Origin of the sequence: Streptomyces globosus, from assembly GCF_003325375.1 — a bacterium.
Classification (GTDB): domain Bacteria; phylum Actinomycetota; class Actinomycetes; order Streptomycetales; family Streptomycetaceae; genus Streptomyces; species Streptomyces globosus_A.
This window is the reverse complement of the sequence record NZ_CP030862.1, coordinates 6,737,766-6,752,990: the sequence shown is the minus strand read 5'-3', so window position 1 is coordinate 6,752,990 and position 15,225 is coordinate 6,737,766. Positions and strand designations below refer to the sequence as shown.

Annotated in this window: 15 protein-coding genes and 1 tRNA gene; 14 read left to right on the top strand and 2 right to left on the bottom strand. The window is 73.1% G+C overall.

Going from position 1 to position 15,225, the window contains the following annotated elements:
* The first annotated feature begins 220 nt into the window (after positions 1-220).
* From C0216_RS30060 to C0216_RS30035, 6 genes are all read left to right on the top strand, one after another.
* Positions 221-1,789 (top strand): S1C family serine protease, encoded by a 1,569-nt coding sequence (locus C0216_RS30060; protein ID WP_114058260.1) that lies wholly within the window; start codon positions 221-223, stop codon positions 1,787-1,789.
* Between the two features lie 115 nt (positions 1,790-1,904).
* Complete coding sequence (locus C0216_RS30055; RefSeq protein ID WP_114058259.1) at positions 1,905-2,810, top strand: LysR family transcriptional regulator; 906 nt, start codon at positions 1,905-1,907, stop codon at positions 2,808-2,810.
* Between the two features lie 114 nt (positions 2,811-2,924).
* A complete protein-coding gene (locus C0216_RS30050) occupies positions 2,925-3,479 on the top strand; it encodes a cysteine dioxygenase family protein (protein WP_114058258.1) in 555 nt (184 codons plus the stop codon).
* Complete coding sequence (locus tag C0216_RS30045; RefSeq protein WP_114058257.1) at positions 3,479-4,537, top strand: YeiH family protein; 1,059 nt, start codon at positions 3,479-3,481, stop codon at positions 4,535-4,537. Before C0216_RS30050 ends, C0216_RS30045 begins: the two co-directional genes overlap by 1 nt.
* A gap of 171 nt (positions 4,538-4,708) precedes the next feature.
* On the top strand, positions 4,709-5,677 hold the full coding sequence (locus C0216_RS30040; protein WP_114058256.1) for a trypsin-like serine peptidase: 969 nt from the start codon (positions 4,709-4,711) through the stop codon (positions 5,675-5,677).
* Between the two features lie 39 nt (positions 5,678-5,716).
* A tRNA-Ser gene (locus tag C0216_RS30035) sits at positions 5,717-5,804 on the top strand.
* Between the two features lie 110 nt (positions 5,805-5,914).
* Here C0216_RS30035 and C0216_RS30030 read toward each other — a convergent pair.
* Positions 5,915-6,199 (bottom strand): DUF1540 domain-containing protein, encoded by a 285-nt coding sequence (locus tag C0216_RS30030; protein WP_114058255.1) that lies wholly within the window; start codon positions 6,197-6,199, stop codon positions 5,915-5,917.
* 407 nt (positions 6,200-6,606) lie between these two features.
* Here C0216_RS30030 and C0216_RS30025 point away from each other — a divergent pair, with 407 nt between their 5' ends.
* From C0216_RS30025 to C0216_RS29990, 8 genes are all read left to right on the top strand, one after another.
* Positions 6,607-7,050, top strand: a complete 444-nt coding sequence (locus C0216_RS30025; RefSeq protein ID WP_114058254.1) for a DUF6344 domain-containing protein — start codon at positions 6,607-6,609, stop codon at positions 7,048-7,050.
* 173 nt (positions 7,051-7,223) lie between these two features.
* A complete protein-coding gene (locus C0216_RS30020) occupies positions 7,224-8,381 on the top strand; it encodes an acyl-CoA dehydrogenase family protein (protein WP_114058253.1) in 1,158 nt (385 codons plus the stop codon).
* Complete coding sequence (locus tag C0216_RS30015; protein WP_114058252.1) at positions 8,378-9,337, top strand: bifunctional MaoC family dehydratase N-terminal/OB-fold nucleic acid binding domain-containing protein; 960 nt, start codon at positions 8,378-8,380, stop codon at positions 9,335-9,337. The genes C0216_RS30020 and C0216_RS30015 overlap by 4 nt, the downstream gene beginning before the upstream one ends.
* Positions 9,337-10,440, top strand: a complete 1,104-nt coding sequence (locus tag C0216_RS30010) for an acyl-CoA dehydrogenase family protein (RefSeq protein WP_114058251.1) — start codon at positions 9,337-9,339, stop codon at positions 10,438-10,440. Before C0216_RS30015 ends, C0216_RS30010 begins: the two co-directional genes overlap by 1 nt.
* The gene (locus C0216_RS30005) at positions 10,437-10,859 is read left to right on the top strand and encodes a MaoC/PaaZ C-terminal domain-containing protein (RefSeq protein ID WP_114058250.1); all 423 of its coding nucleotides are present in this window, start codon (positions 10,437-10,439) and stop codon (positions 10,857-10,859) included. Before C0216_RS30010 ends, C0216_RS30005 begins: the two co-directional genes overlap by 4 nt.
* Positions 10,856-12,022 carry a lipid-transfer protein gene (locus tag C0216_RS30000; RefSeq protein WP_114058249.1) on the top strand — a complete coding sequence of 389 codons (1,167 nt, stop codon included), beginning with the start codon at positions 10,856-10,858 and terminating at the stop codon, positions 12,020-12,022. Before C0216_RS30005 ends, C0216_RS30000 begins: the two co-directional genes overlap by 4 nt.
* Before the next feature lie 125 nt (positions 12,023-12,147).
* The gene (locus C0216_RS29995) at positions 12,148-12,681 is read left to right on the top strand and encodes a SigE family RNA polymerase sigma factor (RefSeq protein WP_114058248.1); all 534 of its coding nucleotides are present in this window, start codon (positions 12,148-12,150) and stop codon (positions 12,679-12,681) included.
* Between the two features lie 292 nt (positions 12,682-12,973).
* Positions 12,974-14,623, top strand: a complete 1,650-nt coding sequence (locus C0216_RS29990; protein ID WP_114058247.1) for a long-chain fatty acid--CoA ligase — start codon at positions 12,974-12,976, stop codon at positions 14,621-14,623.
* A gap of 18 nt (positions 14,624-14,641) precedes the next feature.
* Here the strand turns inward: C0216_RS29990 and C0216_RS29985 are convergent, their stop codons facing one another.
* Entirely contained in the window at positions 14,642-15,217 is a 576-nt protein-coding gene (locus tag C0216_RS29985; protein ID WP_114058246.1) for an antibiotic biosynthesis monooxygenase, read from the bottom strand.
* Between the last annotated feature and the right edge of the window lie 8 nt (positions 15,218-15,225).

Here is a 15,225-nt window from a genome sequence, read left to right as displayed (position 1 = left end):
GCGGGGGCGGTGCCGTGGACGCGCTGCCGAGCTGCGGCGGCGGGGGCTGGGGATGCGCCCGAAATGCCGGGCATAAAGGATGGGGGAGACGCACAGGTCCGGCTTACAGTGCTCTGACGGGTCATGGGGAACGCTTGACCCAGGAACTTGTGTGGCGCGTCGAACGTTCAGTCGGGCCGTACCACCAGTGTGAAGTCGTGTGTGACGAGGAGAGAGCGCTGTGAGCACCGAGAACGAGGGCACGCCGGCCCCGACGCCCCCTGCGGCCCCGTCGGCACCCCCGGCGGCGGCTCCCGCTTCCGAGACGCCTGCCGCATCGGCGCCCGGCGCGCCCGCGGCACACCCCGCGCCCCCGTCCGCGGCCCCCGCGGACGCCCCGCCGGCCGCGGCGACCGCCAAGCCCGCCGCCGAGCCGGCGACCCAGCAGATGCCGCCGGCCTCCGCCCCCGGCACCGAGCACACCCGGCCGATTCCGCCCGCACCGCCCCAGGCCCCGGCTGCGGCCGCGTACGCCTACCCGCAGACCCCCGCCCCGCACCCGGGCGAGGCCGCGCACGGAGCGGGCGGCTGGCCGCCCCCGCCGCCCGCGGTCCCCGCGTACGGAGCGGGCGGCGGGCACGGCGCCGGCTGGGGCGCCTTCCCGCAGGACGGCGCCGCACCGGCCAAGCGCCCCGGCAAGGGCGGCCTGGTCGCCGCGGTGCTCGCGGCGGCCCTCCTCGCGGGCGGTGTCGGCGGCGGTGTCGGCTACTGGGCCGCCGAGCGCAACGACAACGGCTTCGGCTCGACGACGATCACCGCGGGCAACACGCCCAAGGACCTCAAGCGCGAGCCGGGCTCCATCGCCGGCCTGGCGGCGGGCGCCCTGCCCAGCGTCGTCACGCTCCAGGCCTCCGCGGGCGGCGGCGACGGCGAGGGGGGCACCGGCACCGGCTTCGTCTACGACCAGCAGGGCCACATCCTCACCAACAACCACGTGGTGGCCTCGGCAGCCAACGGCGGCCGGCTCTCCGCGACCTTCTCCGACGGCAAGAAGTACGAGGCCGAGGTCGTCGGCCGGGCCCAGGGCTACGACGTGGCCGTGATCAAGCTGAAGAACCCGCCCGCCGGCCTGAAGCCCCTGCCGCTGGGCAACTCGGACAAGGTCGCCGTCGGCGACGCGACCATCGCGATCGGCGCGCCATTCGGCCTGTCCAACACGGTCACCACCGGCATCGTGAGCGCCAAGGACCGCCCCGTCGCCTCGGGTGACGGCTCCGGCGCCAAGAACTCGTACATGAGCGCCCTCCAGACGGACGCCTCGATCAACCCCGGCAACTCCGGGGGCCCGCTGCTCGACGGCCGCGGCGCGGTGATCGGCATCAACTCCGCGATCCAGTCGGCGGGCGGCGGCGGCCTCGGCGCACCGGCCGGCTCGATCGGCCTCGGCTTCGCGATCCCGATCAACCAGGCGAAGAACGTCGCCGAGTCGCTGATCAAGACGGGCAAGCCGGTCTACCCGGTGATCTCCGTCTCCGTCGACCTCCAGTCGAAGGTCGACGGCGCGAAGATCTCCGAGCAGGGCGCCCCGGCCAACGAGCTCGTCGACCCCAACGGCCCCGCGGGCAAGGCCGGCCTGCGGCCCGGCGACATCATCACCCGGTTCGGAGACCGGCCGATCGACAGCGGCCCGACCCTCATCAGCGAGATCTGGACGCACAAGCCGGGCGACGTGGTGAAGCTGACCTACCTGCGCGAGGGCAAGCCGACCACTGTGGACATCACGCTCGGCTCGCGCGTCGGCGACAAGTAGGCGCCGACCCCACGGCGCAGGCGCCCGGCCGCCGGACCGGGACTGGCCGGATGGGGAGGGGCCGGGGGCGGGAATCCGCCTACGGCCCCTCCCAACGTCCGCTTATGCTTTCGCTGTGTTCGATTCGCGGCACATACGCACGTTCCACGAGGTCGTCGCCGCCGGCAGCTACTCGGCAGCCGCCCGCGCCCTCGGGTACACGCAGCCGGCGGTCACGCAGCAGATGAAAGCGCTCGAACGGGCCGCCGGAACTCCCCTCTTCACCCGGGTCGGCCGCACCATGCAGCTCACCGAGGCCGGGAAGTCCCTCGCCCGGCACGCCGAGTCCATCCTCGGCACCCTCACCGCCGCGGAATCCCAACTCAAGGCGTACGCCCGGCTGCGCACGGGCCGGGTACGGCTCTGCGGTTTCCCCAGCGCCAACGCCACACTCGTCCCGGAGGCCCTCAGCAGCCTGGCCACGGACCACCCGGGCATCCAGGTCGAACTCCTCGAATGCGAGCCGCCGGAGTCGCTGCGGCGGCTGGAGCGCGGCGAATGCGACATCACCCTGGCCTTCACCTACCCCGGCCTGCACGAGGAGCTGCCGGACGAGGTGGCGGAGATCAGGCTGATGGAGGACCAGCTCACGGTGCTGCTGCCCACCGGGCACCCGCTGGCCCGGCGCCGCGCCGTCCACCTCGCCGACCTCGCGGAGGAGCGCTGGATCGCGGGCTGTCCGCGCTGCCGGGCCAACCTGCTGCACGAGTGCGCCGAGCTCGGGTTCGTCCCCGACATCCGGTTCGCCACCGACGACAACCTGGTCGTGCAGAGCATGGTCGGGCAGGGGCTCGGCGTCGCCATGATGCCCGCCCTGGTGCTGCCGTCACTCTCCCTGACCCGGGTCTGCGGCCGCGCCCTCCAGCCGGCCGCCCGCCGCCACATCGCCGCGTACGTCTACCGCGACCACCTGAGGATCCCCGCGACGGCGGTGGCCCTGGACGCCCTCAAGGCGGTGGCGTCGAACCGCGTCGGCTGCTGACGCAGCCCTGTCCCCGACCGGAGGTGCAGGGCAGGCTGATCCATAAGCGCTGGTTGGGTTTTCGGGTGAGAACTGTCGTTGGACGTGATGGGTCGGCGCCTCGACGCTGCCTGTATGACCACCACCGCGCCGGCCCGCACGACCACGAGGATGGCCGCCCTCGTCCGTGAGATACGCACCGTCGTCGACCGGGGCCTCACCCCGGAGCAGACCGCCCACCAGGTGTGCGAGCACGTGGCCCCGCACCTGGGTGCGCCCGACCTGCTGACCCCCGAGCAGTGCGAGGGCAGCCCGGAACGCTACCGCCAGCACGTGCTGCACGCCGAGCCGGACGGCAGCTTCTCGGTGGTGGCGCTGGTGTGGCTGCCCGGTCAGGAGACGACCATCCACGACCACGTCTCCTGGTGCGTGGCAGGGGTCCACCAGGGCCAGGAAGGCGAGCTCCGCTACCGGCTCGTACCCGCCACGGGGGCGTCCGCCGCGTGCCTCGTTCCCACCGAGACGGTCGTCAACGGTGTGGGCGACGTCTGCGGGTTCGCCCCGCCCGGGGACATCCACAAGGTCCGCAACTCCTGCGGCACGAAGGCCATCTCGATCCACGTCTACGGAGCCGACGTCGCCCGGCTCGGCAGCAGCGTCCGCCGCGTCTACACGCTCCCCGTCGACTGATGGCCCTGCTTCACCGCCCGGTCCGGGCGGCAGACGGATCCGGGGGCCGGATTGTTTCACGTGAAACGCCGTCCTCTTGGCCGGGGTTGGCCATGGCCGCGGGCGGCGTCGGGGCGGCGTGGTGTGTGCACCGGCTGCTGCCGGGCGTACCGATGCTGACGGCGGCGGTGGTCCTCGGCATCGCCGCAGCCCACCTCCCCGGCCTGCGGCACACCGTGCGCGGAGTCGCGCGGGCCGGGCTCTCGCTGGCCGGCCGGCGGCTGATGCGGATCGGCATCGTGCTGCTCGGCCTGGGACTCGGCCTGGACCAGGTGCTCCGGCTGGGCTGGGCCACCGTGGCCATGGTGGCGGGCGTGGTCGCGGCCACGTTCCTCGGCACGGTGTGGCTGGGCCGCAGGCTCGGCCTGCCCGGCGACCAGCCGCTGCTGATCGCCACGGGGTACTCGATATGCGGGGCCTCGGCGATCGGCGCGGTGAGCCAGGTGTCGGGCAGCGATGAGGAGGACGTCGCCGCATCCGTCGCGCTCGTGACCCTGTGCGGCACGCTGGCCATCGCGGTGCTCCCCCTCCTCCAGGACCCCCTGGGGCTGTCCGACGAGGCCTTCGGGCGGTGGGTGGGCGCGAGCGTCCACGATGTCGGCCAGGTCGTGGCCACCGCGCAGACCGCGGGCCCGGACGCCCTCGGCGAAGCCGTCCTCGTCAAGCTGATGCGCGTCGCGCTCCTGGCTCCGCTGGTGGCCGCCGTCGCGTTCTCGCTGCGGGCCCGGCGCCGCGGAGCGCGTACGGCGTCCGGGCGCAGGCCCGCCCCGGTGCCCCTGTTCGTGGCCGGCTTCCTCGCGGCGGCCGTGCTGCGCGCCACCGGTGTCCTCCCCCCAGCGGCCCTGGACTGGGCGCACACGGCACAGGAACTCCTGCTCGCCGCAGCCCTGTTCGGGCTCGGGAGTGCGGTGGACCTGCCCTCCATGGCGCGGACCGGAGGCCGGGCTGCACTTCTCGGGCTGGCTGCGTGGGTGGTGGTCGCGGGCGTCTCCTACGCAGGAGTGCTGCTGACCGTATGACCTGGGGAGGGGCGGGAGTCGGCCAAATGCCGGCCGGATCCGACCGAACGTTCCGACCGTCTCCTGACTTCTCGTGCCGCGCGTGCGACCCTGCGGCCGATCCGCACCGACAGCTCTTCACCCCCACCCTGCCCGGCCCCTGCCGGACCGGGCACGGCAGAAGGAGTCTGCGTGAATCGTCATCGCACGGCAGCATCCGTCCTCCTGGCCGCAGGCGCCCTGATCGCGGGCGCCCTGACGGGAGCCGCCCCCGCGGCGGCCGCCGACGGCCCGGCCTCGTTCCGCCAGCAGCACACCGAGGGCTTCTGGACCGCCGAACGGATGCGCAGCGCCGTCCCGCTGGACGTGGTGGCGGCGCCCGGGCCGGTGCGGCACACCCCGGCCGCCACCTCGGACCGCCCCACGCTGATCGCCCCGACGCCCGCCTCTGCGGCGCTCCCCGCGGTCTCGCCGACCGCCTTCCCGCAGGCGGGCGGTCCCTGGACGGGCGGCGGGGCGGTGGTGAAGACCTCCGGCCGGGTGTTCTTCACGTTCGGCGACCGGACGGCCTCCTGCTCCGGCGACTCCGTGACCAGCGCCAACGGCAGCACGGTGATGACCGCCGGCCACTGCGTGAAGTACCAGGGCTCCTGGCACACGAACTGGATCTTCGTCCCCGGCTACGACAACGGAAACGCGCCCTACGGGCAGTGGACGGCCACCCAGACCTTCGCGACGGACCAGTGGGCGGCGAGCGAGGACATGAACATGGACGTCGGCCTGGCCGTCGTCGCCCCGCTGAACGGCCGGAAGCTCAGCCAGGTCGTCGGCGCCCAGGGCCTGCTGTTCAACGGCGGCTACAACAAGCGGATGTATGCCTTCGGCTTCCCGGCGGCGTCGCCGTACGACGGCTCGAAGCTGGTCTACTGCAGCGGCAACAGCGGCAAGGACTTCCTGCTGACCAAGGACCACAGCCTGGGCTGCAACATGACGGGCGGCTCCAGCGGCGGCCCCTGGTTCCAGGACTTCGACGAGGCCACCGGCCTGGGCACCCAGGTATCGGTGAACAGCTTCGGCTACGTCTTCCTGCCGAACCGCATGTTCGGCCCGTACTTCGGCAACGAGGCCAAGGCCGTCTACGACAAGGCCCAGAATTCCTGACCCCGATGCCTCCCACCTCCCGGTACTCTGTACCGGCCAGGTGGGTTGCCCGAGCGGCCTAAGGGAACGGTCTTGAAAACCGTCGTGGCGCAAGCCACCGTGGGTTCAAATCCCACACCCACCGCCACGGGTCGGGAAGAGCTGCCGACCGGAAGGGCGCCCTCGGTTGCGAGGGCGCCCTTTGGCTTTTGCCCTGCTTCAGCGTGCTCCGTGTCTGCCACGTCGCCGTCCGGCTGGTCAGGCGGGTGCGAAGGTGAGGCAGTCGACCTCGCTCTGCACGTAGCCGACCGAGATGCCGGGGGCGTTGCACTCGAAGTTGTTGTTGTGGCGACATGCGGAGACCTTGCAGGCGCCGACGCGGCCGGTGGTGGCCGGGTCTCCGCCCTTGCGGGACGAGGTGAAGAAGGTGTCGCAGTGCGGCGTGCGGGTGTCGCCCACGGTGATGGCCAGGGCGTGACAGGCGCTGTCACGGTTGTAGGCGCAATCCTCGACCGAGCACTGGTTTACGACGGGCATGTCCATGGTGAAGCCGCTCCTCGCGTGTGGGCGCCGCGTCATCCGGCGAGCGCTGGTACGGCCCCGAGCATGGCGCCGGCGGGCCGGGCCCCTCCGGCGGCAGGGCCGACGCCGGTGGGACCTCCGCCGATCGGATCAGTCGGCGCGTGCGCGGGGGCGGGAGTGGCCGGCCTGAGGCACCCGTCAGACGGGCCCTCCGCTCCTCGGTCGAGCGGTCAGACGGGGCCCACGGCTGGAGCCGGGGATCAGCCCGAAGCCCGCAGAGTGGCTTCCCCTTTCTTGTGCTTTGGTGCGTTCGGGTGGTGATTGTCGGACGATCGGCGCGGGGCGGGGCGGGCGTGCGGTTGCGGACACATCATGTCGAATGTATGCAGATCCGCCCGTCGGAACATCGCGAAACGAGGCACCCCGTCATGGCTCAGCGCATTGCCGCCCGCTCCGTGTGGACCGTGTTCACCGCCCTGATCCTCGCGGTGCTTGCCGCTCTCGGATTCCGTCGCGGCAAGGCCGCCGCGGCCGGGGTCCGCGTCGGTGAGGCGCGGGTGTGGGCCACCCCGGTGGTTCCGGCCCAGGCGGCCGCCCCGGTGGTGCGGCGCGCGTGGCCGGCGGGGGTGCGGAGTGCGGCGCTGCCTCCGACGATCAAGCAGCGGATCCGGGCCGAGGCCCACGGCAAGTCCCCCTCGGTCCGCCGGTCCGCTGCCGGTGCCACAGCCGGTGCGCGGGTCGGGGTTCTCTCCGCAGGTGAGGGCGGGGCCGCCGGTTCTGACGCCGTCGCCGGTGCGTCCGGCGAGGTGCCGGCCGTGCGCTGGTCGTCGGCCGTGCGGGCGCGGCAGGAGGGGTTCGCGCGGGCTGCGTAGCGCGTTCCGCCGGGTGTGTGCGGGGCCGCCGGGCCGGGAGACGGTGGGGTTTCCGGACGGAGCGGCCCTTCGCTTCCGCGGTGGCGACGGGGGTCTCCAAGGCTTGACAGCCGCAGTGAATCTGACGGACAGTCAGGTTTACGTGGACGTCGTGATGCCGGGAGGCCTGCACCGTGCACCTCGCTCCGACAGCAGCGCAGTTGCAGCTTCGCGCCGAGCTGCGCGCCTACTTCCAGGACCTCATGCCGGACGGCCCTCCCGCGGACCCGGAGGCCCGGCGCGCCCTGCTGCGGCGCATGGGATCCGACGGCCTCCTCGGCATCGGCTGGCCCGTCGAGTACGGCGGTCGCGGCCGCGGCGCAGACGAACAGTTCGTGTTCTTCGACGAGGCCCGCCGGGCGGGGGCACCCGTCTCCATGGTCACCCTGAACACCGTCGGGCCGACCCTGATGAAGTACGGCACCCAGGAGCAGAAGGACCGGTTCCTGCCCCGGATCCTCGCCGGCGAGGCCGTCTTCGCGATCGGGTACACCGAGCCCGGCGCCGGTACCGACCTCGCCGCCCTGCAGACCCGCGCCGTCCGCGACGGACACGGCTGGGTGATCGACGGGCAGAAGGCCTTCACCTCCAACGCCCAGCACGCCGACTGGATCTGGCTCGCCTGCCGCACCGATCCCGACGTGCCCAAGCACGAGGGCATATCGATCATCCTTGTCCCCACCTCCGCCGCCGGCTTCTCCTGGACACCGGTCGAGACGGTCGGCGGCCTGATGACGACGTGCACGTACTACGACTCCGTGCGAGTGCCCGCCGGGAACCTCGTCGGACCCGAGAACGGCGGCTGGCGGCTGATCACCAACCAGCTCAACCACGAGCGCGTCGCCCTGGCCGCCCTCGGCATGCAGGCCGAGGAGCTCCTCGGGGCCGCGCTCCGGTACGCCTGCACTGCCGACCCGGCCACCGGGGAGCGGCCCGCCGACCGGCCGTGGGTGCAGTCCCGGCTTGCGGAGGCCCATGCCCGGCTGGCCGCGCTCAGGCTGCTCAACTGGCGGCTCGTCCAGGACGTCGGGGCCGGCACCCTCGCCCCGGGCGATGCCGCCGGCGTCAAGTTCTTCGGCACCGAGACGGCCGTCGAGGTGTACCGGATGTGCCTGGAGGCCGTCGGCGAGGAGGCCCTCCTGCGCGGCGGCGAGCCCGGCGCCTTCGTCGGCGGCGAGCTGGAGCGGCTGAACCGGGCCGCCCAGATCAACACCTTCGGCGGCGGGGTCAGCGAGGTGCAGCGCGAGATTGTCGCCGTGATGCGGCTCGGCATGCGGGGCGGGAAGCGGTGATTGCGGCGGACGGCGTCGGGCCGGAGGCGGACGGCTTCCTGGCGCGCCTCAGGGCCTTCGAGGGCCGGCCCGCCGTCGCCGGGGGCCGGGGGAAGGACCCCGTCAACGCGGCGATGATCCGCCACTGGTGCGAGGCGATGGGCGACACCAACCCGGACTACTCCGGGCCGGACGCCGTCGCCCCGCCCACCATGCTGCAGGCCTGGACGATGGGCGGCCTGTCCGGGCACGGCGGCCGCTCGGGCGCCTGGGACGAGCTCCTCGCCCTCCTCGACGCCGTCGGCTGCACCTCCGTCGTCGCCACCGACTGCGAACAGGAGTACCTGCGCCCGCTGCGGCCCGGCGACACCGTCACCTTCGACGCGGTCATCGAGTCCGTGTCCCCCCGCAAGACCACCCGCCTGGGCAGCGGCCACTTCGTGACCACCCGCATGGACGTGCTTGCCGACGGCGAACCCGCCGGTACCCACCGCTTCCGGATCCTCAAGTACGCCCCGGCGGCCGCCCCTGCCCCTGCCCCCGAAGCCGCCCGTGCTGCCCCCGTCTCTGCCCGCGCCCGCCGCCCCCGGCCGGTCGTCAACCGCGACAACCAGGGCTTCTGGGACGGCGTCCGCGAGCACCGGCTCCTGATCCAGCGCTGCACCTCCTGCAACGCCCTGCGCTTCCCGTGGCTGCCCGGCTGCAACGCCTGCGCGAGCCTGGAGTGGGACACCGTGCAGGCCTGCGGGGAAGCCGCCGTCTTCAGCTACGTCGTCATGCACCACCCGCCCTTCCCGGCGTTCGACCCGCCCTACGCGGTCGCCCTCGTCGAACTCGCCGAAGGCGTAAGGATGATCACCAACATCACCGGCGTCCCCCACGACCGGGTCCGCATCGGCATGCCCGTTCGCCTGGAGTTCCTCCGGGTCGACGAGGACCTGGAGCTGCCGGTCTTCCGAGGAGGGAGCGAGGCCTGATGGACTTCCGCCCCGGGGAGGAGCAGGCTGCCGCGGCCGCGCTCGCCGCCCGTGTCTTCCGCGACCTGTCCACCCCCGAGCGGCTCGCCGCCGCCGGCTCCGGCAGCGACGCCGAGCTGTGGAAGGCGCTCTGCGACTGCGGGCTGGTCGCCGCCGTCGAGGACACCGGCCTGCTCGGCCTCGTCCTCGTCCTGGAGGAGCAGGGCCGCACCACCGCCCAGGTCCCGTACGCCGCCACCTGCACCTACGGAATCCTCCCCCTCGCCGCGCACGGCACCCCCGAGCAGCGGCGGCGCCTGCTGCCCGCCCTCCGCACGGGCGAGGCGGTGGCCACCGGGGCCCTCCCGGACCGCGGCCGCGTCACGGCCGCCCCCGGGGGCCGGCTGACCGGAACCGTCCCCTGGGTGCCGTGGCTGCGCGACGCCACCCATGTCCTCGTCCCGGATGCCGACCGGGCCCTGTGGCTCGTACGGACGGACGCGCCCGGCGCGGAGACCGGGCCTGTGGAGACGACAGCCCCCTGGTCTGCAGGGCGGCTCACCCTGTCCGGGGCCGGGGCGGAGCGGCTCGGCGGCCCGGACGCGTACACCGCGGTCCTCGCGGCCGCCCGTACCGCGTTCGCCGGCCTCCAGGCCGGGGTGTGCGCGGGCTCCCTGGCCCGCGCCGTGGAACACACAGCCACCCGCGAGCAGTTCGGGCGGCCGCTGTCCGCCAAGCAGGGCGTGCTGCTGCGTGCCGCGGACGCCCACATGGAGACGGAGGCGATCCGGGTCACCGCGTACGAGGCGGCCTGGCGGATCGACGAGGGCCTCCCGGCGGACGGGCACGCGCTCACGGCGGCCTGGTGGGCCTCGGAGGCAGGCAAGCGGGTGGTCCATGCCGGGCAGCACCTGCACGGCGGGGCCGGCGCCGACCTGGAACACCCCGTCCACCGGCATTTCCTGTGGGGGCGGCAGCTGGACGCCTACCTCGGCTGCGGCAGCGAACTGCTCGCCGAACTGGGCGCCTTCCTCGCCCGCTCCGAGGACGGCCCCGGCCGTGCAGCCGCCCCCGGCCGCGCCTGTACGTCCCGGGCCGGTGCATCCGGGGAGGAGCGCGCATGAACGTCGGCGACACGCTGGCCCCGCTGGAGATCCCGATCACCCGTACCTTGATCGTCGCCGGGGCCATCGCCTCCCGCGACTACCAGGATGTCCACCACGACGCCCATCTCGCACGCGAGAAGGGCTCCCCGGACATCTTCATGAACATCCTCACCACCAACGGACTCGTCGGCCGGTACATCACCGACCGGCTCGGCCCCGGAGCGGTGCTCCGCAAGGTCGCGATCCGCCTCGGCGCCCCCAACCACCCCGGCGACACCATGACCCTGACCGGGACCGTCACCGCCGCGGACGGGGACACGCTGGAGATCCGGGTCGTCGGCGCGAACGGCATCGGCCGCCACGTCACCGGCAATGTCACCGTGGCCCTCTCTGCCCCGCCGCGGTCGGCCGGCGGCGCCTCCGGAGGAGCGGCATGAGCCTGCGAACCCGTGACCTGCTCGGCGGCCGCGCAGCCATCGCCGGCATCGGCGCGACCGAGTTTTCCAAGGACTCCGGCCGCAGCGAGCTCCGACTCGCCGTCGAGGCCGTGCACGCCGCCCTCGACGACGCCGGACTCACCCCCGCCGACGTCGACGGCCTGGTCACCTTCACCATGGACAGCAGCCCCGAGATCACGGTGGCCCAGGCCGCCGGCGTCGGCGAGCTGTCCTTCTTCTCCCGCATCCACTACGGCGGAGGTGCCGCCTGCGCCACGGTCCAGCAGGCGGCCCTCGCCGTCGCGGCCGGCATCGCCGAGGTCGTCGTCTGCTACCGCGCCTTCAACGAGCGCTCCGGCCGCCGCTTCGGCTCGGGCGTCCAGCAGCGGGAACCGTCGGCCGAGGGCGCCGCCCTCGGCTGGTCCCTGCCCTGGGGACTGCTCACCCCGGCCTCCTGGGTGGCCATGGCGGCCCGCCGCTACCTGCACGTCCACCGTCTCACCCCCGAGGCCTTCGGGCACGTCGCGGTCACCGCCCGCCGGAACGCAGCAAACAATCCGGCCGCCTGGTTCCACGGCAGGCCCATCACCCTCGCCGACCACGCGGCCTCCCGCTGGATCGCCGAGCCGCTGCGGCTGCTGGACTGCTGCCAGGAGACGGACGGCGGCCAGGCGGTCGTCGTCACCACCGCCGAACGGGCCCGCGACCTGCGCCACCGCCCCGCCGTGATCACCGCGGCAGCCCAAGGCGCAGGCCGCCGCCAGGAGGGCATGACCTCCTTCTACCGCGACGACCTCACAGGCCTCCCCGAGATGGACGTGGTCGCCCGCCAGCTGTGGCGCACCAGCGGGCTGCGGCCCGCGGACATCGACGTGGCCGTCCTCTACGACCACTTCACGCCGTTCGTGCTCATGCAGCTGGAGGAGTTCGGCTTCTGCAAGCCCGGCGAGGCCGCCGACTTCGTGGCAGCCGGCGCGCTGCCGCTCAACACGCACGGCGGCCAGCTGGGCGAGGCGTACCTGCACGGCATGAACGGCATCGCCGAAGCGGTCCGCCAGCTGCGCGGCAGCTCCGTCAACCAGGTCCCCGGAGCGGCCCGCGTGCTGGTCACCGCCGGGACCGGGGTCCCGACCTCCGGCCTGATCCTCGGCACCGATGCGTGAGCCGGGCCCGGGCGGCCGTCCACCTTCAGGAGGTCGGGCCGTCCCCACCCCTACAACTTGAGGCGGATCCCCCTTCGGCACCTGGGGCCGATCCGTGCGGCCGTACCCGCTCCTAGCGTGGAGACATGACCACGCCTGTGTGCCCGCTCGCCTCGAACCCGACGCCGTACCCGTCGTTCTCGGCGTACGTCCGGAGCCGGGGCACGGCCCTGCTGCGTACTGCGCGCTCCCTCACACCGAACCCGTGTGACGCCGAGGACCTCCTCCAGACGGCCCTCGCCAAGACGTACACCGCCTGGGACCGCATCGAGGACCACCGCGCCCTGGACGGCTACGTCCGCCGGGCCCTGGTGAACACCCGCACGTCGCAGTGGCGCAAGCGCAAGGTCGACGAGTTCGTGTGCGACGAGCTCCCCGAGGCGGAGGCCCCGCCGGCCACCGATCCGGCCGAGGCGCAGGCCCTGCGGGACGCGATGTGGCGTGCTGTGACCCGGCTGCCGGACCGGCAGCGCGCCATGGTCGTGCTGCGCTACTACGAGGACCTGACCGAGGCGCAGACGGCGGATGTGATGGGCGTCTCGGTCGGCACGGTCAAGAGCGCCGTCTCCCGCGCCCTGGTCAAGCTCCGCGAGGACCCGGAGCTCGTCCCGGTCCGCTGACCCCGTCACTCTCCCGCAGTGCCGTCGGTGTTTCACGTGAAACACGGCCTCCCCGGCCCGGCGGTTTCACGTGAAACACCGACGGCCCCGCACACCCGCCCTTCGGGCCGCCGTCCTGTGCCGGTGCACCGTTCGCGGCCCTCCCGCCTGTGCGCCCGTCCATGACGCGCTTGCCAACAGCGTCGGGTCGCCGTGTTCGCCCCTTCCGGGTAGTGACATGCCGTGCGGTACGTGCGCAGAATCGGCAGCACTCGAAGCCGCCGCAGCGCCGCAGCGCCCACGGGAGGACGCTTTGCTGAGCACGATGCAGGATGTACCGCTTCTCATCAGCCGGATACTCCGCCACGGGATGACCATCCACGGGAAGTCCCAGGTGACGACCTGGACCGGGGAGGCGGAGCCGCACCGCCGCAGCTTCGCCGAGATCGGTGCCCGCGCCGGCCGCCTCGCCCACGCTCTGAGGGACGAGCTCGGCGTCCGGCAGGACGACCGCGTGGCGACGCTGATGTGGAACAACTCGGAGCACGTCGAGGCATACTTCGCGATCCCGTCCATGGGCGCGGTCCTGCACACGCTCAACCTGCGGCTTCCCGCCGAGCAGCTCGTCTTCATCGTCAACCACGCCGCCGACCGGGTCGTGCTGGTGAACGGGACGCTGCTGCCGCTGCTCGCCCCGCTGCTGCCCCACCTGCCGACCGTCGAGCATGTCGTCGTCTCCGGCATCGGCGACCGGTCCGCGCTCGACGGGCTCGACGTGAGCGTCCACGAGTACGAGGAGCTCCTCGAAGGCCGCTCCGCCGACTACGACTGGCCCGAGTTGGACGAGCGCCAGGCCGCTGCCATGTGCTACACCTCCGGCACCACCGGGGACCCGAAGGGCGTCGTCTACTCGCACCGCTCCGTCTACCTGCACTCCATGCAGGTGAACATGACCGAGTCGATGGGGCTGACGGACAAGGACACGAGCCTTGTCGTCGTTCCCCAGTTCCACGTCAACGCGTGGGGACTGCCGCATGCGACCTTCATGACCGGCATCAACATGCTGATGCCGGACCGCTTCCTCCAGCCCGCCCCGCTCGCCGAGATGATCGAGCGGGAGCGGCCCACGCATGCGGCGGCCGTCCCCACCATCTGGCAGGGCCTTCTCGCGGAGGTGGCGGCGAACCCGCGGGACCTGTCCTCGATGCGCCAGGTCACGATTGGCGGCGCCGCCTGCCCGCCGTCCCTGATGGAGGCCTACGACAAGCTGGGCGTGCGCCTCTGCCACGCCTGGGGCATGACCGAGACCTCCCCGCTGGGGACCATGGCGCATCCGCCGTCCGGGCTGAGCGCCGAGGAGGAGTGGCCGTACCGGATCACGCAGGGGCGCTTCCCGGCGGGCGTCGAGGGCCGCCTGGTCGGTCCGGGCGGGGACGTCCTGCCGTGGGACGGGACGTCGGCGGGCGAGCTGGAGGTGCGCGGCTCCTGGATCGCGGGCGCCTACTACGGCGGTGTGTCCGGTGAACCGATCCGGCCCGAGGACAAGTTCAGCTCCGACGGCTGGCTGAAGACCGGCGACGTCGGCGTGATCAGCCCGGACGGCTTCCTCACGCTGACCGACCGGGCCAAGGACGTCATCAAGTCCGGCGGCGAATGGATCTCCAGCGTGGAGCTGGAAAACGCGCTGATGGCGCACCCGGAGGTCGCCGAGGCAGCGGTCGTCGCCGTCCCCGACGACAAGTGGGGTGAGCGGCCGCTGGCCACGGTGGTCCTCAAGGAGGGCGCCACCGCCGACTACGCGGCGCTGCGGGAGTTCCTCGCCGGTTCCGTCGCGAAATGGCAGCTGCCCGAGCGCTGGGCGTCCGTCCCGGCCGTCCCGAAGACCAGCGTCGGCAAGTTCGACAAGAAGGTGATCCGCAGGCAGTACGCGGACGGCGAACTCGACGTCACCACCCTGGGCTGAGCCGCCGGCGGGGGAGGGTCAGGCCCGCGTCAGCCACGGCCGGAGCAGGCGGCTGACGGCGGGCATGGCCACGTAGGTCATGAGAGTGCTGAAGACGGCCGCGAAGGCGGCCGTCCGCAGTACGAGGTGCAGGTCCACCAGGTACGGCCCGAGCAGCACGTTGCCGGCGAGCGAGATGGGGAAGATGGCCAGCCCCGAGCTGACCGCCATCTTCCACCGAGGCGGAGCGGGTCGGGTCGTGCCCGGTTCGGCGAACCAGGTTTCCATGCCGTGCAGTTCGCGCCGGGCCGTCTCGGTGTGGCGGTGCCCCTCGCAGTTCGCGAAGAACGCGGCCCGCTCCGGCGAGTCCTGCCAGCGCCGGAATGCCTCCTGGTCGCGGAAGCGGTGCACGAGGAACCAGGGCGCGCCGTCCCGCGACGGGCGGAACAGCCCGTACCCGAGGTGCCCCGGGAAGGCCGCGGCGGTTTCCAGGATCGCGCGCGCCCACGTCTCGAAGGCCTCCTCGTAGCCCGGTTCGACCTGGCGGGCTATGAGGAGGCTCACCTCCCCGTTGTCGGCGGGGACGGTGCGCTCGGACGTGTCGGTGAGGGCCATCGGGCCAG